The following is a 23,137-nucleotide window of genomic DNA, read 5'->3' on the forward strand; positions in this document are numbered from 1 at the left end:
TATACTGACAAGAGTTGTCACAAATAGTTTACAATTGCGGGGTAAAAATAATACCACAAAGCGGTTCACCAGTTCAAATCACCAGCCGCTATTCCCGTCTTTGAAGTAAGGGACCCGGGGCTTACTTTCTGAGACGTTTATATAGATTGAGGGAATTGATTACTCGTATCAATTCCCTCTTATACTTGCCAAAATGTACGAGCATGGCTACCATTGTAATATGAAAACAAAAGAGGCGATGCATTTTGGTTATAGACGTTTGGAAAAGCATAAAAAAACAACATTTTCAGCCCATTTATTTACTATTTGGCAATGAGCCTTTTTTAATAAATGAAACAAAGAGGATTTTGGTGGACCATGTTCTCCAACCGGAAGAATTAGATTTTAATTTCTCCTCATTCGACTTGGAGGAAACCCCAGTCGAAGTAGCGTTAGAAGAAGCTGAAACCCTACCATTCATGGGAGAAAGACGTATAGTATTTTTACATAATCCAGTCTTTTTAACAGCTGAAAAAACAAAAGAAAAAGTGGAGCATGATGTAAAACGATTAGAGCAATACATAGACAATCCAGCTCCCTTTTCAATTGTAGTTATTGTGGCCCCTTATGAAAAGCTTGATGAGCGGAAAAAAATAACGAAAGAACTGAAGCGGAAAGCGGCTGTTGTGGAAGCGAAGAAACTTTCTGAGAATGAACTGGTGAATTGGATTGAAGAAAGGGTAATAGCCCAAGGTAACGCTATAGATCAAGATGCAGCACAAGCACTTGTGAATTTAAATGGTACGAATTTAATGATGTTATCGAGTGAGATAGATAAAATGGGGTTATTTGTCGGTGATCACGGGAGAATTACTCTACCAATCGTTGAAAAACTCGTTTCAAAGTCATTTGAACAAAATGTCTTTACACTTGTGGAAAAAATTCTGAATCGAAATGTGGCAGATTCAATTGAAATTTTACAAGAATTAATGCGACAAAATGAAGAACCGATAAAAATTGTTAGTATAATGGCTGGTCAAATTCGTCTTTTGTACCAAGTAAAAGAATTAGCAAATCAAGGCTATCAACAACAAAGAATTGCAGGATTACTTAAGGTGCATCCATATCGAGTGAAGCTTGCGATGGAGAAAACTAGAATGTTTCAGACGAAAGAATTGCTGTACCTAATCAATGAGCTTGCTGATGCCGATTATAAAATGAAAACCGGGCAAATGGATAAAGCGTTATTGATGGAATTGATTATATTGAAATTGAATAAAGTTCATTCTTAGTGGTACTAAAAAAGACCTTCATAATTAGAGGGTCTTTTTTTAGTACCTTTAAAGAATGTATATTTTGACACAAAGAGATATGTCGTAGTGGTCAATTTTAGGAATAAAGTGCAACCAGGCCAGCTTAGGCTTGGCGCTAGTCAAATTTTCTATGGAAAAGGAACGAAGTTGCTCCAATGAATTTTTAGACAAAAGAAAAAACGATCCAAAGAGGATCGTTCTCATTAAGCGTTTGTTACTGCATTAAGCTTTTTAGTAAGACGAGATTTCTTACGGGCTGCCGCATTTTTATGGATTAATCCTTTAGATGCAGCTTTGTCTAATTTCTTAACAGCCAATAAAAGAGCGTCTTTTGCGTTTTCATCATTGATAGCAATAGTAGCTTCTGCGTTTTTAACAGCAGTACGCATTGCAGATTTAGCAGTAGCGTTTTGTACTCTATTTTTTTCTGTAGTTTTTACGCGTTTGATGGCAGATTTAATATTTGGCATTCCGTTCACCTCCTACAAAGACATCGAGATTATATCAACTCGACTAATCATAAACAATTCGCAACAAAAGATATTCTAACAGACTGTCTTTTATATTGCAATACCAATCGTTCAAGTATCTTTGAGGGATAAAGGAACGATAGCTTTTATTATATATCTAATTTAAAAAATAATCTATAAAAAAATGCAGAATGAGAAATCTAGGGTTGGAAAAAATAGTTCTATATATGTTGGGAGGCTATCAAATTGAATAATAACCTGGATTTATCTAAATACTCAATCCGAACTGACTTAGCTTTGGAAGCTAATGAAATGGCTATTGCCGAAAGAGGAGTCACTAGTACAGAAAATCTTTCCAAAATAGAAGGGGTCATTATTAAAGAAAAAGAAGTGGATGATATAAAGGTTTCTTTGGTTGAAATCACAGAAGAAGGTGAAAAGGCGATTGGTAAAAAAAGGGGAAGCTACATAACGATAGAGGTACAAGGAATCCGTAATCAAAATACCGATATCCAACAAAGGGTTGAAAAGGTTTTTGCGGAGGAATTCGCCTATTTTTTGAAAAAGCTTAATTTAACTAAGGATAGTAGCTGCTTAGTAGTAGGTTTAGGGAATTGGAATGTCACTCCGGATGCATTGGGTCCTTCTGTCATTGAAAATTTGTTGATTACGAGGCATATGTTTGAATTAGAGCCTACACAAGTGGAAGAGGGGTTTCGACCTGTTAGTGGGATTTCTCCTGGTGTTATGGGGCTTACTGGTATTGAAACAAGCGATATCATACATGGCGTTATCGAAAAAACAAAGCCTGACTTTGTCATTGCCATTGATGCATTAGCTGCAAGATCCCTACAGCGAGTTAATTCGACGATTCAAATATCTGATACCGGTATTCATCCTGGGTCGGGAGTGGGTAATAAAAGAAAAGAGTTAAGTAAGGAAACGCTAGGTATTCCTGTCATTGCTATTGGTGTTCCTACCGTTGTTGATGCTGTCTCCATTACGAGCGATACGATAGACTTTATCTTAAAGCATTTTGGTAAAGAAATGAAAGAAGGTAATCGTCCATCGAGATCACTTGCCCCTGCAGGCTTCAATTTTGGGAAAAGAAAACAGCTTACAGACGAAGACCTACCAGAAGAAGAACATCGTAAGACTTTTCTAGGAATGATTGGGACATTGCCTGATGAGGAAAAGAGAAAATTAATTTACGAAGTTTTATCCCCAATCGGTCATAACCTAATGGTTACCCCAAAAGAAGTGGATGTGTTTATTGAGGATACTGCAAATCTTATTGCCAATGGATTAAACGCAGCTCTGCATGAAGCAGTGAATCAAGATAATACAGGCTTCTATACAAGATAATCAAAAAATCGTACATGTAAGGGGGCGGATAACCGCCTTCTTTTGTTTTTTGTTCCATTTCACAAGTCATTAACATAGTCCACACACAATGATATTCCTTTCATTTTAATTAGACAGAATCCTTCTAGTAAATGGTATTGCTAGTTTAGTCTGCATAAATTAAATCTCTATCTTTTTTTCAAAAGAAAAACTTTTCGTTCTATCTTCTCTACTAAATACATAACCATTTAATAGACAAGCTTGGAAAGGGTGGTAGTATGAGACGTAATTTACATGTAGAACGATTTACGATTATCCAAGGAAATACCATTGTTAAAGGCTTCTTTTCCGTTGTCATTTTGATGCTGTTTATCTTTTCTGTCAGTGGAATATTAACATCAATGAAACCTGAATTTAGATTCTCTTCTCAATCAGTGAATGAAGCGACCAGTATTTTCTCTGGGGAAATGCTTTATTCTCTTCTTGCACAAGAGAACCAATATTTTAAACAAGCCATTCCAGAAAAGAAAAAAGTTTCGATTCAAAAAGAGATGCTCAAGTATAGTGCCAACATTTCTTTGGATGATCCAAGGAGCTTGCTAGGTCGAGAGCTTCCGGGGTTCTCCATTTTTGATAGTGATATTCTACTTGCAGGTACTGGGACTAATTATACAAACATGCCATTTGAATCTGCACCACCACTTGAAGTGTTAACTGCAGAAAGAGATGCTGCTCTACAAAATCTTGAAGAACTTGCTGAAACGATTAAAGACAATCCGACAAATATACCACCTGCAACAACTAACGGGAAAAAAGTAGTTTACGTTTACCATACTCACAATCGAGAGTCCTATCTTCCTTACTTAAAGGGTGTAACAAATCCCGATAAGGCTTATCACTCCCAAATTAATGTTACAAAGCTAGGGGAGAAAATGATGAAAGAGCTACAAGAGAAAGGAATCGGGACGATTGTTGATACCACTGATGTGATGGGAAGTCTTAATAAGAAGGGTCTATTTTTTCCAAAAGCCTATCAAGAATCTAGAGGGGTTGTTCAACAAGCAATGGCAACTAATAAAGATATTACTTATTTGATCGATATTCATCGTGATGCAAAGCGTAAAAAGGATACTACCATAACTATAAAGGGGAAGAGTTATGCTAAGCTTGCCTTTGTGATAGGTGGGGATAATGCCCAGTACAAAAAAAATTACGCTGTAGTTGAAAAAATACACCATCTAATGGAAAAGAAATATCCAGGACTTTCAAGAGGGGTTATTAAACAACAAGGTGCGAGAGTAAACGGAAAGTACAATCAGGATCTTTCTGGTAACGCCATGCTTATAGAATTCGGTGGAGTTGACAATACTTTTGAAGAGCTTTATGCATCCGTCGAAGCGTTCACTACGATTTTTAGTGAATATTATTGGGCTGAAAATAGTGCAGAGCCTGTCAATGCTTCCACTCAATCGGATAAAAAATAAAAGCATTTAAAAGAGGTGTTACCTTGATTAAATTTATGATGAAATGCATGCTCATTGTGTTGATTTTGTTTTTTGGAGTTTTGTTTGGTATGCAAAAAGCAAATGAAGGCATGAAGAAAATGAAGGGGTACGATGATCCCTCCCTCTATAGTGCTTTCACAGTCGATGAAGGGAAATCTGGCGTAGAAGCTTCGGTTTTAGGACAAAAAGTCACAAGCCATGACCTGGAAAAAAAGAAAAAACAGTTGGAAGACATGGAAGCTTTCAATTTGTTTTCTTCCATTGGAAAGAAGATGTCTGATGGTATTAGTGGTGTTTTTCAATCTCTAATTAATTTATTATCAGGTTCATGATTAATACTAAGCAGCCACTGGCTGTTTTTTTTGTTATTCTCTGGATGTACACCGTTTATTTGGGCGGATTTAAAACCTCCTTTAACTCTTACTTCGCAAAACAAGCGCCTTTCGCTTTTCTTTTAATCATAGATTGAATGTTGTATCTTGTATTGATATAATCAATGCTAGTGTATTTGTGTCGAATTACAGGAGTGAAATAGATGAACTTAGAAGATAAATTAAAAAGACAGAAGAATATCCGCAATTTCTCCATCATTGCCCATATCGACCATGGTAAATCAACATTGGCCGATCGAATCCTGGAGAAAACTAATGCCTTAGCTCAACGTGAGATGAAGAATCAGTTACTAGATTCAATGGATCTTGAGAGAGAACGTGGTATTACCATTAAACTTAATGCTGTCCAATTGAAATATAAAGCAAAAGATGGTGAGGAGTATACTTTCCATCTAATTGATACTCCAGGCCATGTAGACTTTACATATGAAGTCTCTAGAAGTTTAGCTGCTTGTGAAGGAGCTGTCTTGGTTGTAGATGCTGCACAAGGAATTGAGGCACAGACGTTAGCAAATGTGTATCTGGCCTTAGATAATGATTTGGAAATTCTTCCTGTCATTAACAAAATCGATCTTCCAAGTGCGGACCCTGAAAGAGTGCGTAATGAAATTGAAGAAGTAATCGGATTAGATGCTTCTGAAGCAGTTTTAGCTTCTGCAAAAGCTGGTATCGGAATAGAGGAAATACTTGAGCAAGTGGTGAAGCAAGTGCCGCCACCACAAGGAAATCCTGAAGCTCCATTAAAGGCTTTGATCTTTGACTCCCTCTATGATGCATACAGAGGTGTTATCTCATTCATCCGTGTTGTTGAAGGATCAGTAAAGGTTGGAGACAAAGTTAAAATGATGGCGACGGGTAAGGAATTTGAAGTAACCGAAGTTGGTGTGTTCACACCAAAAGCGACTCTTCAAGATGAACTTACAGTTGGTGATGTAGGTTATTTAGCTGCATCGATCAGAAACGTTGGCGATACACAAGTTGGTGATACGATTACTAACGCGAAGAACGGTGCAACTGAAGCACTTCCAGGATACCGTAAGTTAAACCCTATGGTATATTGTGGTCTTTACCCAATCGATTCTGCTCGTTTCGTAGACCTACGTGAGGCTCTTGAAAAGTTACAGTTAAATGACTCTGCGCTACAATTTGAGCCAGAAACTTCCCAAGCACTTGGGTTTGGTTTCCGTTGTGGTTTCTTAGGATTACTTCATATGGAAATCATCCAAGAACGTATTGAACGTGAATTCAAGATTGATTTAATCACTACCGCACCAAGCGTTATCTATCACGTTAAACAAACAGATGGAACAGAGATACGTGTAGATAACCCTTCTGATATGCCGGATGCTCAGAAAATTGATTCGGTAGAAGAACCATACGTAAAAGCAACGATGATGGCTCCAAATGATTATGTAGGTGCTATTATGGAACTGTGCCAAGAAAAGCGCGGTATATTCATCGACATGCAATATATGGATGAGACACGTGTAAATATTGTTTATGAAATTCCATTGTCAGAGATTGTATATGATTTCTTTGACCAATTAAAATCAAGCACAAAAGGATATGCTTCTTTTGATTATGAGTTAATTGGTTACAAAGCTTCTAAGCTTGTGAAAATGGATATCCTATTGAATGCTGAAAAGGTCGATGCGTTAAGCTTTATCGTTCACAAAGACTTTGCTTATGAAAGAGGAAAGGTCATTGTAGAAAAATTGAAAGAGCTAATCCCTCGACAACAATTCGAGGTACCAATTCAAGCAGCAATTGGCCAAAAAATCGTTGCTCGTTCAACCATTAAGGCTATGCGTAAAAACGTTTTGGCAAAATGTTACGGTGGAGATATTTCACGTAAGCGTAAGTTACTAGAAAAACAAAAAGAAGGTAAGAAGCGCATGAAGCAAGTAGGATCTGTCGAAGTTCCTCAAGAAGCCTTCATGGCAGTATTAAAAATGGACGACACAACACCGAAAAAGTAACGATACAGGAGGCTAGAGAGGACATAATATCCGCTAGCCTCTTTTGTACTTTAAGATAGTATAAATTGGCAGCGAAGAAGTAAGGCGACATAGTGGCCAATTTTAGGATTAAAGTATAAGTTCAACTAGGCAATCGCCAGCACTTAGGTTTGGCGCTAGCCAAGCTTTCTAATTTTAAATGGAAAGAAGGAATGCCCTATGACAAAAAGTGCCTATATTCATATTCCTTTCTGTCAGCATATATGCCACTATTGTGATTTCAATAAAATGTTTGTTAAAGGTCAGCCAGTCGAGGAATATTTAGATGCACTAAAAATGGAAATGAAACTGGCATTAGAAAAATATCCTACAAAGAAGCTTTCAACAATTTTTGTTGGAGGAGGAACCCCAACGGCACTTGATGAAACACAGCTTGAAAAGCTTTGTCTATCCATAGAGGAAATTCTTCCTTTTGATGAAATGGACGTTGAATATACTTTTGAGGCAAACCCAGGAGATCTTTCAGACGAAAAACTACAGATATTATACAATCATGGTGTTAATCGACTTAGTTTCGGAGTACAAAGCTTCAATGAAGAGCTGCTACACAAAATTGGAAGAACACATAAGCCTAAAGATGTTTACGAATCTATAGAAAAAGCCCAGAAGGCTGGATTTACAAATATATCGATTGATCTAATATATGGACTGCCTGGGCAGACATTGAATGATTTTAAGGAAACGCTACTTGATGCATTGGCATTAGAACTCCCTCATTATTCTGGTTATTCCTTAATCGTAGAACCGAAAACCGTTTTTTACAACCTTCAACAAAAGGGTAAACTATCGTTACCTCCACAAGAAACAGAGGCGGCAATGTATGAACTGCTAATGGAGCAGATGGACAAAAAGGGATTAATACAATACGAAATCAGCAACTTTGCAAAACCGGGGTTTGAAAGCAAACATAATCTGACGTATTGGAACAATGACCAATACTTTGGTTTTGGAGCTGGTGCCCATGGTTATATTGGTAATACAAGGGTTGCGAATTTCGGACCTTTAAAAAAATACATGGAACCCATTAATCAAAATGAGCTTCCATTTATTGATGTTCATGAAGTCACATTGGTAGAAAAGATGGAAGAAGAGATGTTTTTAGGCTTGCGAAAAATCGATGGTGTTTCGATTGAAGGATTTTGTCAAAAATTCGACAAATCTCCAATTGAAATATTCGAAAAGCCGATTTATGAATTGAAAGCAAAAGAGTTAATTAAAGTGGACAAATATTTTATTTCGCTTACACATAAAGGCAAACTGCTAGGAAATGAAGTGTTCCAAGCGTTTATAGGGGTATTGTGATTCATAAAGTGCAGAAAAGTTTTCTTTTGAAAATTGATGGTGAAAAATGAATTTTTACTATGCTAAACCGTTGACAGCATATGTGCCATCTGATAATTTATTAATAGATTTAGCACTCAGTACACAAGAGTGCTAACAGGGGTGATCATTTATGTTAACTGATCGTCAGTTATTAATTTTACAAGTTATCATCGATGATTTTATTCGATCAGCTCAACCGGTTGGATCTCGTAGTTTGTCGAAAAAAGAAGAAATTACCTTTAGCTCTGCAACGATTCGGAATGATATGTCCGACTTAGAAGATTTAGGGTTTATTGAAAAAACCCATACCTCTTCGGGACGTGTTCCATCTGAAAAGGGTTACCGTTATTATGTAGATCACTTGCTTGCCCCAGAAAAGCTTAAAAATGATGAAGTATTAATGCTTAAGTCCATTTTTGAAGAACGAATTTATGAATTAGAAAAAGTAATTCAGCGTTCTGCCAAAATATTGTCAGAGATGACGAATTATACAGCGATTGCACTTGGGCCAAAGATGATGGACCATAAGCTAAAACGCATTCAAATCATCCCTATTAATCATGAAACTGCAGTTGCCATTATTGTTACTGATACTGGCCACGTAGAGAATAAAATGATTAATTTACCTTCAGGATTCAATATGCTGGAGATAGAAAAAATGGTCAATATTTTAAATGAAAGACTTGCTGGAGTTCCTTTAATTGAATTGCGTGACAAGATTTATAAAGAAGTAGCGATCTTGTTACGACAACATATTAGCAATTATGATTCCATCATAAATACGATCGCAGACTCGATTGTAATTCCAACAGGTGAAAAGCTATTCTTTGGTGGAAAAACCAATATGCTCAGCCAACCAGAATTTCATGATATTGAAAAGGTACGCACCCTGCTGTCTCTTATTGAACATGAAAAAGAAATGTATCACTTAATTAAGGAAAATCCAATTGGTATACATGTCAAAATTGGCAAAGAAATCAATGACCCTGCCATGGAAAATTGTAGTTTAATTACGGCATCTTATTCTATGGGCAATGAACAGGTCGGAACCATTGCCATCCTTGGACCTACTCGTATGGATTATTCCAGGGTTATTAGTTTATTGAAATTATTCTCAGACGATATTTCCAAGCTAGTAACAAACCTGTATCAAAAATAAATTCCATGGAAATATTGAGTATGGACTGCTTATGTGAATGCAATGCAAGCTTACCCAGTAAATGGATAGCTTGCATTTGTTAATAGAGTTTTACGATGTACTGAACAAAAGTGCAGTTATTTTTAGGGAGGTGAGATTGATGTCAGAAGAGAAAAAGAATGAAACGTTAAACGAAGAATTAGTTCAAGAAAACGATACTATTGAACCAATATTCGCTGAAGAAAACCAAGCGGTTAATGAAGAAGATACTAGTGAACAAAGTATACTTGCTGAATTAGAAGCGAAGGCAAATGAATGGGAAAATAGATATCTTCGTTTACAAGCCGATTTTGAAAATTCAAGACGCCGTACTAAGTTAGATCTTGAAGCGGCACAAAAATATAGAGTCCAGAATTTAGCATCAGACCTATTGCAATCTCTAGATAATTTTGAGCGTGCATTGAAAATTCCAGCTGAGCATGAAGAAACTAAATCTTTAATGCAAGGTATGGAGATGGTGTATAAAGGAATCATGGAAGCTTTGAAACGTGAAGGTGTAGAAGCAATGGATACGGTTGGGCAACCTTTTGATCCACATATGCATCAAGCTGTTATGCAAGTCCAAGATGAAAATTTTGAGTCCAATGTAGTCGTTGAAGAGTTCCAAAAAGGCTATATGCTCAAGGATCGTGTGTTACGACCTGCAATGGTTAAAGTGAACGAATAGACTACATAAATACAATTTAGGAGGTTACTATAACATGAGTAAAATTATTGGTATTGACTTAGGTACTACTAACTCTTGCGTATCCGTATTAGAAGGCGGAGAGCCAAAGGTTATTCCAAATCCAGAAGGCAATCGTACTACTCCTTCTGTAGTAGCGTTTAAAAATGGTGAAAGACAAGTTGGGGAAGTGGCAAAACGTCAATCAATCACAAACCCGAACACAATTATGTCAATCAAGCGCCATATGGGTACAAACTATAAAGTAGAAGCAGAAGGTAAAGAATATTCTCCTCAAGAGGTTTCTGCTATTATCCTTCAACACTTAAAAGCTTATGCTGAAGAATACTTAGGTGAAAAAGTTACTAAGGCTGTTATCACAGTTCCTGCCTACTTCAATGATGCTGAACGTCAAGCAACTAAAGATGCAGGTCAAATTGCAGGTTTAGAAGTTGAACGTATCATCAACGAACCAACTGCAGCAGCATTGGCATATGGTCTAGATAAAACGGATGAAGACCAAACAATTTTAGTATTTGACCTTGGTGGCGGAACGTTTGACGTTTCCATCCTTGAGCTTGGTGATGGAGTATTTGAAGTTAAATCGACTTCAGGGGACAACCGTCTAGGTGGAGACGACTTTGACCAAGTCATTATTGACTATTTAGTAGAACAGTTCAAAAAAGAGAACGGCATTGATCTATCTAAAGATAAAATGGCTCTTCAACGCTTAAAGGATGCTGCTGAAAAAGCGAAGAAAGACCTTTCAGGCGTAACTACAACTCAAATTTCTTTACCGTTTATCACAGCTGGTGAAGCTGGACCATTGCACTTAGACCTTTCTCTATCACGTGCAAAATTCGAAGAGATTTCAGCAGGACTTGTTGAGCGTACAATGGGCCCTACTCGTCAAGCTCTTAAAGATGCTGGATTAAGTCCTTCTGAAATTGATAAAGTTATTCTTGTAGGTGGATCAACTCGTATTCCTGCTGTACAAGAAGCTATTAAAAAAGAAATCGGTCAAGAACCTCATAAAGGTGTAAATCCTGATGAAGTAGTTGCAATGGGTGCTGCGATTCAAGGTGGAGTATTAACAGGAGACGTTAAAGATGTTGTATTACTAGACGTAACACCATTATCACTTGGTATTGAAACAATGGGAGCTGTATTCACAAAATTAATCGACCGCAATACAACGATCCCAACAAGCAAGTCCCAAGTGTTCTCAACGGCTGCTGACAACCAAACTGCGGTAGATATCCATGTCCTTCAAGGTGAGCGTCCAATGGCTGCAGATAACAAGACGCTTGGTCGTTTCCAACTATCTGATATTCCTCCAGCTCCAAGAGGAATCCCTCAAATCGAAGTGACATTTGATATCGATAAAAATGGTATCGTTAATGTACGTGCAAAAGATTTAGGCACTAACAAAGAGCAAACCATTACTATCAAGTCTTCTTCTGGTCTTTCTGATGAAGAAATCCAACGCATGGTTCGTGAAGCAGAAGAAAATGCTGAAGCTGACAAACAACGTAAAGAAGAAGTTGAACTTCGCAACGAAGCAGATCAATTAGTGTTTGCATCTGAAAAAACTCTTAAAGATCTTGAAGGAAAAGTTGACGAAGCAGAAGTGGCAAAAGCTACAGAAGCTAAGGATGCTTTGAAAGCGGCTATTGAAAAAAATGATTTAAATGAAATTCGCGAAAAGAAAGATGCACTTTCAGAAATCGTACAAAACTTGACAGTGAAGCTTTACGAAGAAGCAGCTAAAGCTCAGCAACAAGCTGGGGCTGAAGGTCAACCTGCAGGTGCAAAAGACGACAACGTAGTGGATGCGGAATTCACCGAAGTAAACGATAAAGACAAGTAAGAACCTAATTCCAATGCTGAAAAAGTCAAAGTCATACCATTAGGCTTTGGCTTTTTCCATGTTGCGACATGCGATATTAGAGTGGTAGAATAATCTTTATGTGAAAGAATTCGGGAGATGGATAACTTATGAGTAAACGTGACTTTTATGACGTTCTTGGAGTTTCAAAGAGCGCATCAAAAGACGAAATTAAAAAGGCTTATCGAAAGCTTTCAAAAAAATATCACCCAGACATCAATAAAGAAGCTGATGCTGCGGATAAATTTAAAGAACTTACAGAAGCTTATGAATCATTAAGTGATGATCAAAAGCGTGCACATTATGACCAATTCGGTCACACTGATCCAAATCAAGGATTCGGTGGAGGAGCTGACTTTGGTGGATTTGGTGGTTTCGAAGATATTTTCAGTACGTTCTTTGGTGGCGGCGGTGGCCGTCGACGTGACCCAAATGCTCCACGTCAAGGAGCAGATTTACAATATACGATGACACTTTCCTTTGAGGATGCTGCTTTTGGAAAAGAAACAGATATCGAAATCCCTAAGGAAGAAAATTGTGATACGTGTAAAGGATCTGGTGCAAAACCTGGCACACATCCAGAAACCTGTAAACATTGTGGTGGTAGTGGGCAAGTAAGTGTAGAACAAAACACTCCATTCGGACGCATCGTAAACAGAAGAGCATGTCATGTATGTCAAGGTAAAGGTAAAACGATCCCGGATAAATGTACGACATGTGGTGGAGCTGGAAAAGTTAAGACTCGTAAAAAAATTAATGTCAAAATTCCTGCAGGTATCGATGATGGACAGCAATTACGTGTATCTGGTCAAGGTGAACCAGGTGTAAATGGTGGACCTCCAGGTGACTTATATGTAGTGTTCCACGTAAGGCCACATGAATTTTTTGAACGCGATGGTGACGATGTATACTGCGAAATCCCTCTGACATTTGCACAAGCAACTTTAGGGGATGAGATTGAAGTTCCTACCCTGCATGGCAAAGTCAAATTAAAAATACCTGCAGGAACACAAACAGGGACTAGATTCCGTTTAAAAGGAAAAGGGATTCAAAACGTCCGTGGGTACGGTCAAGGTGACCAGCATATTGTAACGAAAGTTGTTACTCCAACCAAATTGACAGAAAAACAAAAGCAATTATTGCGTGAATTTGCTGAAATCAGTGGTCAACATCATGATGAACAAGCAGACAGTTTTTTTGCAAAAATGAAACGGGCATTTAAAGGCGAATAGGTGAAGAACAGATAGGAGCGGTTAATATGAAATGGTCAGAAATTGCGATTCACACAACAAATGAAGCGGTTGAACCTATTTCGAATATCCTTCATGAAGCTGGGGCTAGCGGAGTTGTGATTGAAGATCCTGCTGAATTGGTGAAGGAGAGACAAGACCAATTTGGGGAAATCTATCAACTCAACCCAAATGATTATCCAACTGAAGGAGTAATCGTCAAGGCTTATTTGCCAGTGACGAGCTTTTTAGGTGAAACAGTAGAAGAAATCAAAGAGGCAATTAATAATTTGATCATTTATGATATTGACCTTGGCTTGAATTCTGTCACTATTTCAGAAGTGAATGAAGAAGAGTGGGCAACTGCATGGAAGAAGTATTATCATCCAGTTAAAATCTCTGAAAAGTTTACAATTGTGCCTACTTGGGAAGAGTACGAACCAGTTCATAGTGATGAGTTAATTATCGAATTAGATCCTGGAATGGCATTTGGAACTGGCACACATCCAACGACTGTAATGTGTATTCAAGCTCTCGAGAAAACCGTCAAAGAAGGAGACACTGTTGTTGATGTTGGAACGGGGTCTGGTGTGTTAAGTATTGCAGCTGCTCTATTAAAATCAAAAAATGTCACAGCTTTAGATTTAGATGAGGTTGCTGTCAAATCCGCCAAATTGAATGTTAAATTGAATAAAGTCCATGAGGTAGTATCCGTTTCACAAGGAAATCTTTTAGATGGTGTCCAAGAACAAGTGGATGTTGTCGTTGCCAACATCCTTGCAGAAGTCATCGTCCGTTTTACTGATGATGCTGCCAACATCCTAAAGTCAAATGGCTATTTCATTACATCTGGGATTATTCAGCAAAAGAAACAAGATGTGAAGGATGCATTATTAGCATCAGGATTTGAGATTATTGAGACATTGTCTATGGAAGATTGGATTGCTTTTATTGCAAAGAAAAAAGGTTAATGAAAATGAGCGCAGACGACCATTCATGAGCTGTTTGGGTTTGCGCTTTTTTTTCCTTCCTGTATAATATCACCATGATTAAACATGTGGACTTTTCATAGGAGCGGGTGCAAAAAGTGCAAAGATATTTTATTGAAGAATTTGACCCTAATAGTGGACAAGTAAACATTTCTGGAGAAGATGTGAAACACATCAGTAAAGTAATGAGAATGTCTACAGGAGACGTAATTTTATGTACCACTACGGCTGGTAAGACTTGTCGAGTCGAGATACAAGAAATTACCAATGAACAAGTATTATGTAACGTTATAGAATGGATAGATGAAACGAATGAACTACCAATTAAGGTAGTGATTGCGAGCGGTTTGCCTAAAGGGGATAAACTGGAGTACATTGTCCAAAAAGGGACCGAGCTGGGAGCCTGTGGGTTTGTCCCTTTTAATGCTGATCGTTCAATAGTTAAATGGGATGAGAAAAAATCACAAAAAAAACTTGAGCGTTTGCAAAAGATTGCAAAGGAAGCTGCAGAACAGTCCCATCGCTCTTTTTTACCAATGATTCATGATTCCAAGAGATTGAAGGACTTAATTGCTTTTTCAAAAGAATTTACACATAAGGTTGTAGCATTCGAGGAGCAGGCAAAACAAGGCGAGGTTTCTGCATTCGCCAAGGTTTTGCAATCTGCTCAAAACGGTGACAGTTTATTAATTGTCTTTGGACCTGAGGGAGGATTATCCTCTATCGAAATAGATGAATTAGAAAAAAATGGGTTCATAGCGTGTGGGTTAGGACCTAGGATTATGAGAACAGAAACAGCTCCCCTATATGCATTAGCAGCTGTTTCGTACCAACTTGAACTTTTGAGGTGATTAATATGGCAACTGTTGCTTTCCATACATTAGGTTGTAAAGTAAACCATTATGAAACGGAAGCCATTTGGCAATTATTTAAAGCAGATGGCTATGATCGTGTTGATTTTGAAGGTAGTTCGGATGTTTATGTCATCAACACGTGTACCGTAACAAATACAGGAGATAAAAAAAGTCGACAAGTAATTCGTCGTGCCATTCGTAAAAATCCTGATGCGGTAATCTGTGTTACTGGCTGTTATGCACAAACATCTCCAGCGGAAATCATGGCAATTCCAGGCGTGGATATTGTTGTAGGTACACAGGACCGCAATAAGCTACTTGGATTTATCGAAGAGTTCCGAAAAGATCGCCAACCAATCAATGGTGTAGGAAACATTATGAAGACTAGAGTTTATGAAGAACTGGATGTACCTGCGTTTACAGACAGAACTCGAGCTTCTTTGAAAATTCAAGAAGGCTGTAATAACTTCTGTACGTTCTGTATTATTCCATGGGCTCGTGGTTTAATGAGATCACGTGATCCTAAAGAAGTAATCAGACAGGCACAGCAATTAGTTGAAGCAGGATATAAAGAAATTGTCCTAACGGGAATCCATACAGGTGGATATGGTGAAGACATGAAGGATTATAATCTTGCTATGCTATTAAGAGATTTGGAAGAACAGGTAGATGGTTTAAAACGAATCCGTATTTCTTCTATCGAGGCTAGTCAAATTACAGATGAAGTAATCGACGTTTTACGCAATTCTAAAAAGGTAGTTAGACATTTACACATTCCGTTACAGTCAGGGTCCAATACTGTCCTTAAAAGAATGAGACGTAAATACACGATGGAATTTTTCGGTGAAAGATTAAACCGTCTGAAAGAAGCACTCCCAGGACTTGCGGTTACTTCAGATGTTATTGTTGGTTTCCCTGGAGAAACTGAAGAAGAATTCATGGAAACATTTAATTTCATCCAGGAACACCAATTTTCTGAGCTGCACGTATTCCCTTATTCAAAGCGTACGGGTACACCTGCTGCGCGTATGGAAGATCAAGTGGATGAAGAAATCAAAAATGAACGCGTTCATAGATTAATTGCATTATCTGATCAACTTGCTAAAGAATATGCATCTAATTTCGAAGGTGAAGTGCTGGAGGTTATTCCAGAAGAACGCTTCAATGATGCTGAACAAAATGATCTTTATGTTGGATATACAGACAACTACTTAAAAGTAGTATTCCCTGCGACTGAAGAAATGGTCGGGGAAATCGTCAAGGTGAAAATTACGAAGGCTGGCTACCCTTACAATGAAGGTCAGTTTGTTAAAGTAGTGTTAGATGAACCTGTAATCGCTGTTTAATAGAAAAAATGCCCAAACCATCAAGGTTTGGGCATTTTTTAACTTTAATTAGCTCTTACATTCATTAGTCTAGGTGAAAATGAGTAGTTCAACTAGATTTGTGAGTTTTATATAGGATTTTCGCTTTTTAACTGAAATTTATCTTTTTTATATTTATATTGTGATTTTTAAGGAATAATTGTTTCTTATTTTGAACTTGTACTTTTTACAAGGAAATTGCGATTTTTTACAATCCTATTAGCACATTAAGATTAATACTGAATGTCTAAGTAGGGTCCTGTATCTAGATAGAGATTTACTTTCGTCCATGAAGCCTCACTAAGAATCTGCTGAATAATCCTGTAAATGGCAACATGACTAAGGAGCAAGCCGCATTGTAAATGACGCTAGCATGGGCCAATTGAACCCCTTTCTCATGGGTTAAAAAGGCAGCCGCAGCCTCTAATTGTCCGATGAATGGGAAGAAGATTATTGCCCCAAGTAAATTCAACCATATATGTGCGTAAGAGGTAAGTTTAGCTTCTTTCCCTGCACCGATGCTTGCAAGATAAGCTGTTATACAAGTCCCGATATTTGCTCCTAACATAATACTGATGGAAGATTGAACAGAGAGATCTCCGCTAGCTAGGAAACCCATACAAATCCCTATAGTTGCTGAACTAGAATGGATGATGGCCGTTATGATTGCACCGACTATTAATGCAATGATTAAATGTTGATCCATTTGCTCCATGATGGTTGAAAAGTATTTGTATGATGATAATGGAATAGCTAATGACTTAAAGCCTTCAATCGCAGTGAAAATGGCACTTAGACCAAAAATAATAAACCCAACACTACGTAAATGGAAATGGGAAAATAGAATGAGAATTGCTCCAATGATAGCTCCAGGAACAATCCCTTTTTCTAAAGGGAAAGCCATAAATTCTGCAGTGACAGTAGTTCCAATATTTGAACCTAAAATAATGCCAATGCTTTGCTGAAATCCCATACTTCCGGCTGATACTAAACCAACCGTCATTACTGTAACTGCAGTACTGCTTTGTAGAATGCCCGTCATTACAGTCCCGGCTAAAAAACCTTTCCAAGGTTTATTGGTAACGGTCTTTAATGCATCATTCATTCGTTTGCCAGATAAATTAAACAAGCCTGAACGTAATAAATACATCCCTAATAAAAAAATTGAAATAAACAAACAAAACAACAATAGCTCTTTCAAAATCATCACCCCAGCGTGTCACATACTTCATTCATATGGACGAGCTAAGAGGTTCATGAATATTTTTATAAAATATCTCCACCCTATACATAAATAATCGACTGGTTGTCTCATATTTTTGGAATAGTAGTTGACCTTGAAATATCAATATATTATAATCGATAGGTACATGATTTAATCATGATTCAACTATGAGTTAGTGTGTTGTGTTCGGAGGGAGGGAAAGAGATGTCTAAAACCGTCGTTCGTAAAAACGAATCGCTTGAAGATGCTCTTCGTCGCTTCAAACGCTCTGTATCTAAAACGGGTACACTGCAAGAAGCTAGAAAGCGCGAATTTTATGAAAAACCAAGCATAAAACGTAAGAAAAAGTCAGAAGCAGCTAGAAAACGTAAATGGTAAGAGAGGGTGGAAATATGAGTCTTCTCGAGCGTTTAAATGATGATATGAAACAAGCGATGAAGAACAAGGAAAAAGACAAGTTATCTGTCATTAGAATGCTTAAGTCATCCCTTCAAAATGAAGGAATTAAACTTCAAAAGCAAGAATTGACAGCTGACGAAGAGTTAACGGTCCTTTCTCGCGAATTAAAACAACGCAAAGACTCCCTCCAAGAGTTTCAAAATGCAGGTCGTGATGACCTCGTTGAAAAAACCCGTACCGAAATCAATTACGTTGAGGTATATATGCCACAGCAGCTATCAGAGGAAGAAGTTTCTGCGATTGTACAAGAGACAATTGCTGCAGTAGGAGCTACTTCTAAAGCTGACATGGGTAAAGTAATGGGAGCGCTTATGCCGAAAGTTAAAGGTAAAGCGGATGGTTCTCTAGTTAACAAATTAGTACAACAACATCTTACTTAAACTCGCTTTTAAAGCCGTAAGCATTATGCTTGCGGCTTTTTAGTATGCGAAAATAATTCTTTTTGGAATTGAAACTTCTTTCCTTTACATTCGTATATACAAGTATTAGATATTAATTAGTTATCAAGTGAATATAGAGAGGGGGTATTATTATGGTACGTAAAATCTTTTCCATAGTGGCTTTATTAGTTGGGATAGTTCTTTGTTTTCTACCACAAACATCTAATAGTTCTAATGATCTTGTATATATCGTTCCAGTGGAAGATACAGTTGAAAAAGGTCTATATGCATTTTTAGAGAGAGCAATTGAAACAGCCCAAGAAAATGGAGCAGATGCTGTGATACTAGAAGTCAACACTCCTGGTGGAGCAGTAGATGCAGCTGCCAAAATTGGTAAGTTACTTTCAGATTCACCTATCAAAACGGTGGCATGGGTTAATAACCAAGCGCTTTCAGCTGGAGCATTCATTTCATTGAACGCTGACGAAATTTATATGGTACCTGGTTCCACAATGGGTTCAGCCGCAATCATTGATTCAGAAGGAAACACTGCTGATAAAAAAGCACAATCCTATTGGTTGGCTGCAATGAAAACGGCAGCAGAACAGCATGGGAGAGATCCTAAGTATGCACTTGCAATGGCAGATGAAAGTATTGATTTACCTGATCTAGGAGCAGCGAAGGGGAAATTATTAACGGTAACAGCAGAGCAAGCAGAGGAAATTGGATACAGCGAAGGTACTGTAACAACACAAAAAGAACTATTGAAAAAAATAGGTTTGGAAAATGCAGAAGTTCGTAGTGTTGAAGAAAGTTTTGCAGAAAAGATAGCTCGCTTTATAACACATCCAGTGGTTGTTCCGATTTTATTAACAATTGGCAGCTTAGGATTAGTAGTTGAATTATATTCCCCTGGTTTTGGTTTGCCAGGCTTTATGGGACTATCTTCATTATTGCTATTCTTTTATGGCCATATGGTTGCAGGATTAGCTGGTTATGAAGCCTTGCTCCTGTTTGCGATAGGTATTGTGTTGATTGTATTAGAATTATTTCTTCCCGGGGCGATATGGGGAGTACTTGGGGTAACTGCCGTTTTAGGTAGTTTATTCCTCGCTAGTGGAAATATTGTCCATATGGCGATATCCATCTTGATTGCTATTGTGGTATCCTTAATGGTATCAATCATAATGGTAAAGGTGTTTGGTAAAAAAATGAAATTTCTCAGACGCATTATTTTAACCGATGCTACAAAAACAGAACAAGGCTATGTATCGAATCAAAATCGTCTAGATTTAATTGGCAGAGAAGGCTTAGCATTGACAGACTTAAGACCTTCAGGGACGGTCCTTTTTGATGAGGAGAGGGTAGATGTTGTGACAGAAGGCTCCTTTATTAAAAAAGGAAGTAAGGTTAAAGTGCTCAAAACTGAAGGAGCAAGAGTAGTAGTAAGGATATTAGAATAGGAAGGATGATAGAAATGGTCTTAGCACCAGGAACGGTATTTTTATTAGTGGCTGTTTTTTTAGGAATCATTTTGCTAGCGGTGTTATTTACATTTGTTCCAGTAGCACTTTGGATTTCTGCTATGGCAGCTGGAGTTCGCGTAAGCATTTTTACTTTGATTGGAATGAGGCTACGTCGCGTTATTCCTAGCCGTGTTATTAACCCTTTGATAAAAGCACATAAAGCAGGACTATCACTGACAACAAACCAATTGGAAAGTCATTATCTAGCTGGTGGGAATGTCGATCGAGTAGTAAATGCATTAATTGCAGCACAACGAGCAAATATTGAATTGAGCTTTGAACGTACAGCAGCAATTGATCTAGCAGGTAGGGATGTTCTTGAAGCTGTTCAAATGAGTGTAAATCCTAAAGTCATTGAGACGCCTTTTATTGCTGGTGTTGCAATGGATGGTATTGAAGTAAAAGCGAAGGCAAGAATCACGGTTCGTGCTAATATTGAGCGCCTAGTTGGGGGTGCTGGTGAGGAAACAGTTGTTGCCCGTGTAGGTGAGGGGATTGTATCGACAATTGGTTCGTCATCTAACCACAAAAAGGTATTAGAAAATCCAGATATGATTTCTCAAACTGTTTTAAATAAAGGATTAGATGCAGGAACAGCGTTTGAAATTCTGTCGATTGATATTGCAGATGTTGATATCGGAAAAAATATTGGAGCGATTCTTCAGACCGACCAAGCAGAGGCAGATAAAAAAATTGCGCAAGCAAAAGCTGAGGAAAGACGTGCAATGGCTGTTGCTCAAGAACAAGAAATGCGTGCCCGTGTAGAAGAAATGAGAGCAAAAGTAGTAGAAGCCGAGGCTGAAGTACCTCTAGCCATGGCTGAAGCATTGAAATCTGGAAATATTGGTGTAATGGACTATATGAATATCCAGAACATCTCAGCTGATACAGAAATGAGAGGTTCTATAGGAAACATTTCTAAAGACGATAATGATAAGAAATAGATGATTGGAAAGAAACATTTGTAAGGAAGGAGGTTTCTTTCAAATGGGAGATTTGATAGAGGTATTAACGAGTAATCCATTTATTATCATTATTCTGATAGGGTTTATTAGCTCATTGTTTAAAAGGTTTAAAGCAACTCCTGAATCACCAGATAAAAATCCAAGACCGACAAAAATACCAGAGATATCAATCGAAGACTATTTTCCTGCCCAACCAAAACCGGCTGAATCAAAAAAGGAATTGTCTTCCTATCATCAAGATGTGCTAAAGAAATTAAAAGAAAAAACACAAGCAGAAATCGAAAAAAAGGAAGATCTCTCTTTAGATGTGGAACCTACTATGATTAAGAATGAACATACGACTAAGCAGCTTCTAAAGACACCATTAATGAATGAAGTCCAACCTCAACTACATTTCTCTAGAAAAAAATTAGTCGAGGGTATCATTCTTTCGGAAGTTTTAGGTCCTCCAAGATCAAAGAAACCATTTTTCCGTAATCGGTAATTTTTCTTGCTAATACGTAAAAATATGTGCTAGAACCCCTTTTCATTTCATACATTTGAGATGAAAGGGGGTTCTTTTTTATGACACGAAAATGGGGGCAAACATTTAAACAACTCGTAGAAAAAACGGTAGACCTTCCTAAGGATGTCATGATGGACCTTCCAAGGATAACGATGATTGGACAGATTCATATTTACATAGAAAACCATAGGGGTTTGTTGGCTTTTTCGGACAAGGAAATTCGACTGCTGTTAAAACAAGGACAACTGCTAGTGAAGGGAAATGGATTTGTCATCAAGACGATTCTTCCGGAAGAGATTTTATTGGAAGGGAAAATTGATACAGTTTTATTTATTAATGAGTAGTTCAGGAGGGGCCCATGAAGAACCATTGGATAAACTTTTTTTCAGGATATGTACAAGTGAAAGCACTAGGGATTGGGATAGAGCGGTTTATCAATGAAATGGTCAGACAAAGCATACCGATTTGGAATGTGAAAAGGGTGGGAACGGAAACGGTCATTTTCTACATTTCACTTAAGCATATCCATAAACTACGAGCCATTGTAAGAAAAAGCGATTGTAAAGTAACATTTAAGCTACGAAGGGGAGCGCCTTTTTTGACAAAAAGGCTCTTTAAAAATAGCGGTTTTCTCCTTGGTTTTTTTGCATTCCTTATTAGTCTATTTATATTGTCTAACATGGTTTGGGGGATAGAAATCAAGGGAGCCAAACCTGAAACTGAATATCAAATTAAGCAAGAATTGGACAAGATGGGAGTCCAAATCGGGAAAATTCAATTTTTTCTAGATGATGTTGAAACGATTCAAAGGAAATTATCTGACCGTATTGGCGCTATTACTTGGATTGGTGTGGAGTTAAAAGGGACAACTTATCATTTCGAAGTTGTGGAGAAAAAACAGCCGAAAGAAGAAGCGAAAATATCGAGGCAACATCTGGTAGCATCTAAAAAAGCAATTATTCGCAAATTATTTGTGGAAAAGGGTCAAGCTGTCGTTTCAATCAATGATTATGTGCAAAAAGGGCAATTGTTGGTTTCTGGTATATACGGAAATGAGAAAAGTCCTGAAATTGTACCGGCAAAAGGTGAGGTTTTGGGAGAAACATGGTATAAGACAAGTATTGAGGTTCCGCTGAAAAGCAAATTCTCCGTCTTTTCAGGAAAAGAAAACACGAAACATTACATTACGATATTTGGATTTGAATTACCAGTATGGGGCTTTAAAAAAGTAGACTATCCAGATTTTGAAACAGATGTTACGATCAAACCCTTTTCATTTCTTAAATGGAAGCTTCCTATTTCCTATTCTAAGAAAGTGATTCGAGATAAAGAGGAAGTATGGAGGGAATATAAGAAGGATGAAGCGATTAAGCAAGGAATCCGTATGGCAAAGCAAGATCTAGCAAAAGTCATTCCATCAGATGCTAAAATCATTGGAGAAAAAATTTTGCACGAAAGCATTGATAATGGTAAAGTAAATTTATTAATCCATTATCAGGTAATCGAAAATATAGCGATTGGGCAACCCATCATCCAAGGAGACTGAG

The 23,137-nt window shown here is 37.6% G+C and carries 22 protein-coding genes; 20 read left to right on the plus strand and 2 right to left on the minus strand.

Features of this window, described 5'->3' with window-relative positions; translation table 11 throughout:
* The first annotated feature begins 245 nt into the window (after nt 1-245).
* Nucleotides 246-1,271, plus strand: a complete 1,026-nt coding sequence (gene holA, locus DBX25_RS04530) for a DNA polymerase III subunit delta (protein ID WP_108669586.1) — start codon at nt 246-248, stop codon at nt 1,269-1,271.
* Between the two features lie 224 nt (nt 1,272-1,495).
* On the opposite strand, the gene rpsT is transcribed toward holA, so the two are convergent.
* Nucleotides 1,496-1,762, minus strand: a complete 267-nt coding sequence (gene rpsT, locus DBX25_RS04535) for a 30S ribosomal protein S20 (RefSeq protein WP_108669587.1) — start codon at nt 1,760-1,762, stop codon at nt 1,496-1,498.
* Between the two features lie 246 nt (nt 1,763-2,008).
* On the opposite strand from rpsT, the gene gpr reads away from it, so the two are divergent.
* The 12 genes from gpr to mtaB all read left to right on the plus strand — a co-directional run bounded on the left by gpr (nt 2,009) and on the right by mtaB (nt 16,512).
* Nucleotides 2,009-3,127, plus strand: a complete 1,119-nt coding sequence (gene gpr, locus DBX25_RS04540) for a GPR endopeptidase (protein WP_108669588.1) — start codon at nt 2,009-2,011, stop codon at nt 3,125-3,127.
* A 257-nt stretch (nt 3,128-3,384) separates the two neighbouring features.
* Nucleotides 3,385-4,590, plus strand: a complete 1,206-nt coding sequence (gene spoIIP, locus DBX25_RS04545) for a stage II sporulation protein P (RefSeq protein WP_108669589.1) — start codon at nt 3,385-3,387, stop codon at nt 4,588-4,590.
* A gap of 23 nt (nt 4,591-4,613) precedes the next feature.
* On the plus strand, nt 4,614-4,943 hold the full coding sequence (locus tag DBX25_RS04550; RefSeq protein WP_108669590.1) for a YqxA family protein: 330 nt from the start codon (nt 4,614-4,616) through the stop codon (nt 4,941-4,943).
* Between the two features lie 203 nt (nt 4,944-5,146).
* Complete coding sequence (gene lepA / locus DBX25_RS04555) at nt 5,147-6,982, plus strand: translation elongation factor 4 (RefSeq protein WP_108669591.1); 1,836 nt, start codon at nt 5,147-5,149, stop codon at nt 6,980-6,982.
* Between the two features lie 198 nt (nt 6,983-7,180).
* Nucleotides 7,181-8,323, plus strand: coding sequence for a radical SAM family heme chaperone HemW (hemW, locus tag DBX25_RS04560; RefSeq protein ID WP_108669592.1), 1,143 nt, complete (start codon nt 7,181-7,183; stop codon nt 8,321-8,323).
* 151 nt (nt 8,324-8,474) lie between these two features.
* On the plus strand, nt 8,475-9,503 hold the full coding sequence (hrcA, locus tag DBX25_RS04565) for a heat-inducible transcriptional repressor HrcA (protein ID WP_108669593.1): 1,029 nt from the start codon (nt 8,475-8,477) through the stop codon (nt 9,501-9,503).
* Between the two features lie 139 nt (nt 9,504-9,642).
* Nucleotides 9,643-10,209: a nucleotide exchange factor GrpE gene (grpE, locus tag DBX25_RS04570; protein WP_108669594.1), complete on the plus strand. Its 567-nt coding sequence runs from the start codon at nt 9,643-9,645 to the stop codon at nt 10,207-10,209.
* A gap of 34 nt (nt 10,210-10,243) precedes the next feature.
* Complete coding sequence (gene dnaK, locus DBX25_RS04575) at nt 10,244-12,076, plus strand: molecular chaperone DnaK (protein WP_108669595.1); 1,833 nt, start codon at nt 10,244-10,246, stop codon at nt 12,074-12,076.
* Between the two features lie 128 nt (nt 12,077-12,204).
* The gene (dnaJ, locus tag DBX25_RS04580) at nt 12,205-13,326 is read left to right on the plus strand and encodes a molecular chaperone DnaJ (protein ID WP_108669596.1); all 1,122 of its coding nucleotides are present in this window, start codon (nt 12,205-12,207) and stop codon (nt 13,324-13,326) included.
* 26 nt (nt 13,327-13,352) lie between these two features.
* Nucleotides 13,353-14,294: a 50S ribosomal protein L11 methyltransferase gene (gene prmA / locus DBX25_RS04585; RefSeq protein WP_108669597.1), complete on the plus strand. Its 942-nt coding sequence runs from the start codon at nt 13,353-13,355 to the stop codon at nt 14,292-14,294.
* Between the two features lie 116 nt (nt 14,295-14,410).
* Nucleotides 14,411-15,163 carry a 16S rRNA (uracil(1498)-N(3))-methyltransferase gene (locus DBX25_RS04590; RefSeq protein ID WP_108669598.1) on the plus strand — a complete coding sequence of 251 codons (753 nt, stop codon included), beginning with the start codon at nt 14,411-14,413 and terminating at the stop codon, nt 15,161-15,163.
* 5 nt (nt 15,164-15,168) lie between these two features.
* Nucleotides 15,169-16,512: a tRNA (N(6)-L-threonylcarbamoyladenosine(37)-C(2))-methylthiotransferase MtaB gene (gene mtaB / locus DBX25_RS04595; RefSeq protein WP_108669599.1), complete on the plus strand. Its 1,344-nt coding sequence runs from the start codon at nt 15,169-15,171 to the stop codon at nt 16,510-16,512.
* Nucleotides 16,513-16,807: 295 nt separating this feature from the next.
* Here the strand turns inward: mtaB and DBX25_RS04600 are convergent, their stop codons facing one another.
* A complete protein-coding gene (locus DBX25_RS04600; protein ID WP_240620153.1) occupies nt 16,808-17,737 on the minus strand; it encodes a Na/Pi symporter in 930 nt (309 codons plus the stop codon).
* Nucleotides 17,738-17,959: 222 nt separating this feature from the next.
* On the opposite strand from DBX25_RS04600, the gene rpsU reads away from it, so the two are divergent.
* The 7 genes from rpsU (at nt 17,960) to yqfD (ending at nt 23,136) form a co-directional block, all read left to right on the plus strand.
* Complete coding sequence (gene rpsU / locus DBX25_RS04605; protein ID WP_009333009.1) at nt 17,960-18,133, plus strand: 30S ribosomal protein S21; 174 nt, start codon at nt 17,960-17,962, stop codon at nt 18,131-18,133.
* A 14-nt stretch (nt 18,134-18,147) separates the two neighbouring features.
* On the plus strand, nt 18,148-18,594 hold the full coding sequence (locus tag DBX25_RS04610) for a GatB/YqeY domain-containing protein (RefSeq protein ID WP_108669601.1): 447 nt from the start codon (nt 18,148-18,150) through the stop codon (nt 18,592-18,594).
* Between the two features lie 149 nt (nt 18,595-18,743).
* Nucleotides 18,744-20,057 (plus strand): NfeD family protein, encoded by a 1,314-nt coding sequence (locus DBX25_RS04615; RefSeq protein WP_420812912.1) that lies wholly within the window; start codon nt 18,744-18,746, stop codon nt 20,055-20,057.
* Between the two features lie 14 nt (nt 20,058-20,071).
* Nucleotides 20,072-21,064: a flotillin-like protein FloA gene (gene floA, locus DBX25_RS04620; RefSeq protein ID WP_108669603.1), complete on the plus strand. Its 993-nt coding sequence runs from the start codon at nt 20,072-20,074 to the stop codon at nt 21,062-21,064.
* A gap of 43 nt (nt 21,065-21,107) precedes the next feature.
* Complete coding sequence (locus DBX25_RS04625) at nt 21,108-21,569, plus strand: hypothetical protein (protein ID WP_108669604.1); 462 nt, start codon at nt 21,108-21,110, stop codon at nt 21,567-21,569.
* An 80-nt stretch (nt 21,570-21,649) separates the two neighbouring features.
* Entirely contained in the window at nt 21,650-21,934 is a 285-nt protein-coding gene (gene yqfC / locus DBX25_RS04630; protein WP_108669605.1) for a sporulation protein YqfC, read from the plus strand.
* A gap of 14 nt (nt 21,935-21,948) precedes the next feature.
* Entirely contained in the window at nt 21,949-23,136 is a 1,188-nt protein-coding gene (yqfD, locus tag DBX25_RS04635) for a sporulation protein YqfD (protein ID WP_108669606.1), read from the plus strand.
* The last annotated feature ends 1 nt before the right edge of the window (nt 23,137 follow it).

The organism is Peribacillus acanthi (assembly GCF_003073175.1).
In the GTDB taxonomy this organism is placed as follows: Bacteria; Bacillota; Bacilli; order Bacillales; family DSM-1321; genus Bacillus_BN; species Bacillus_BN acanthi.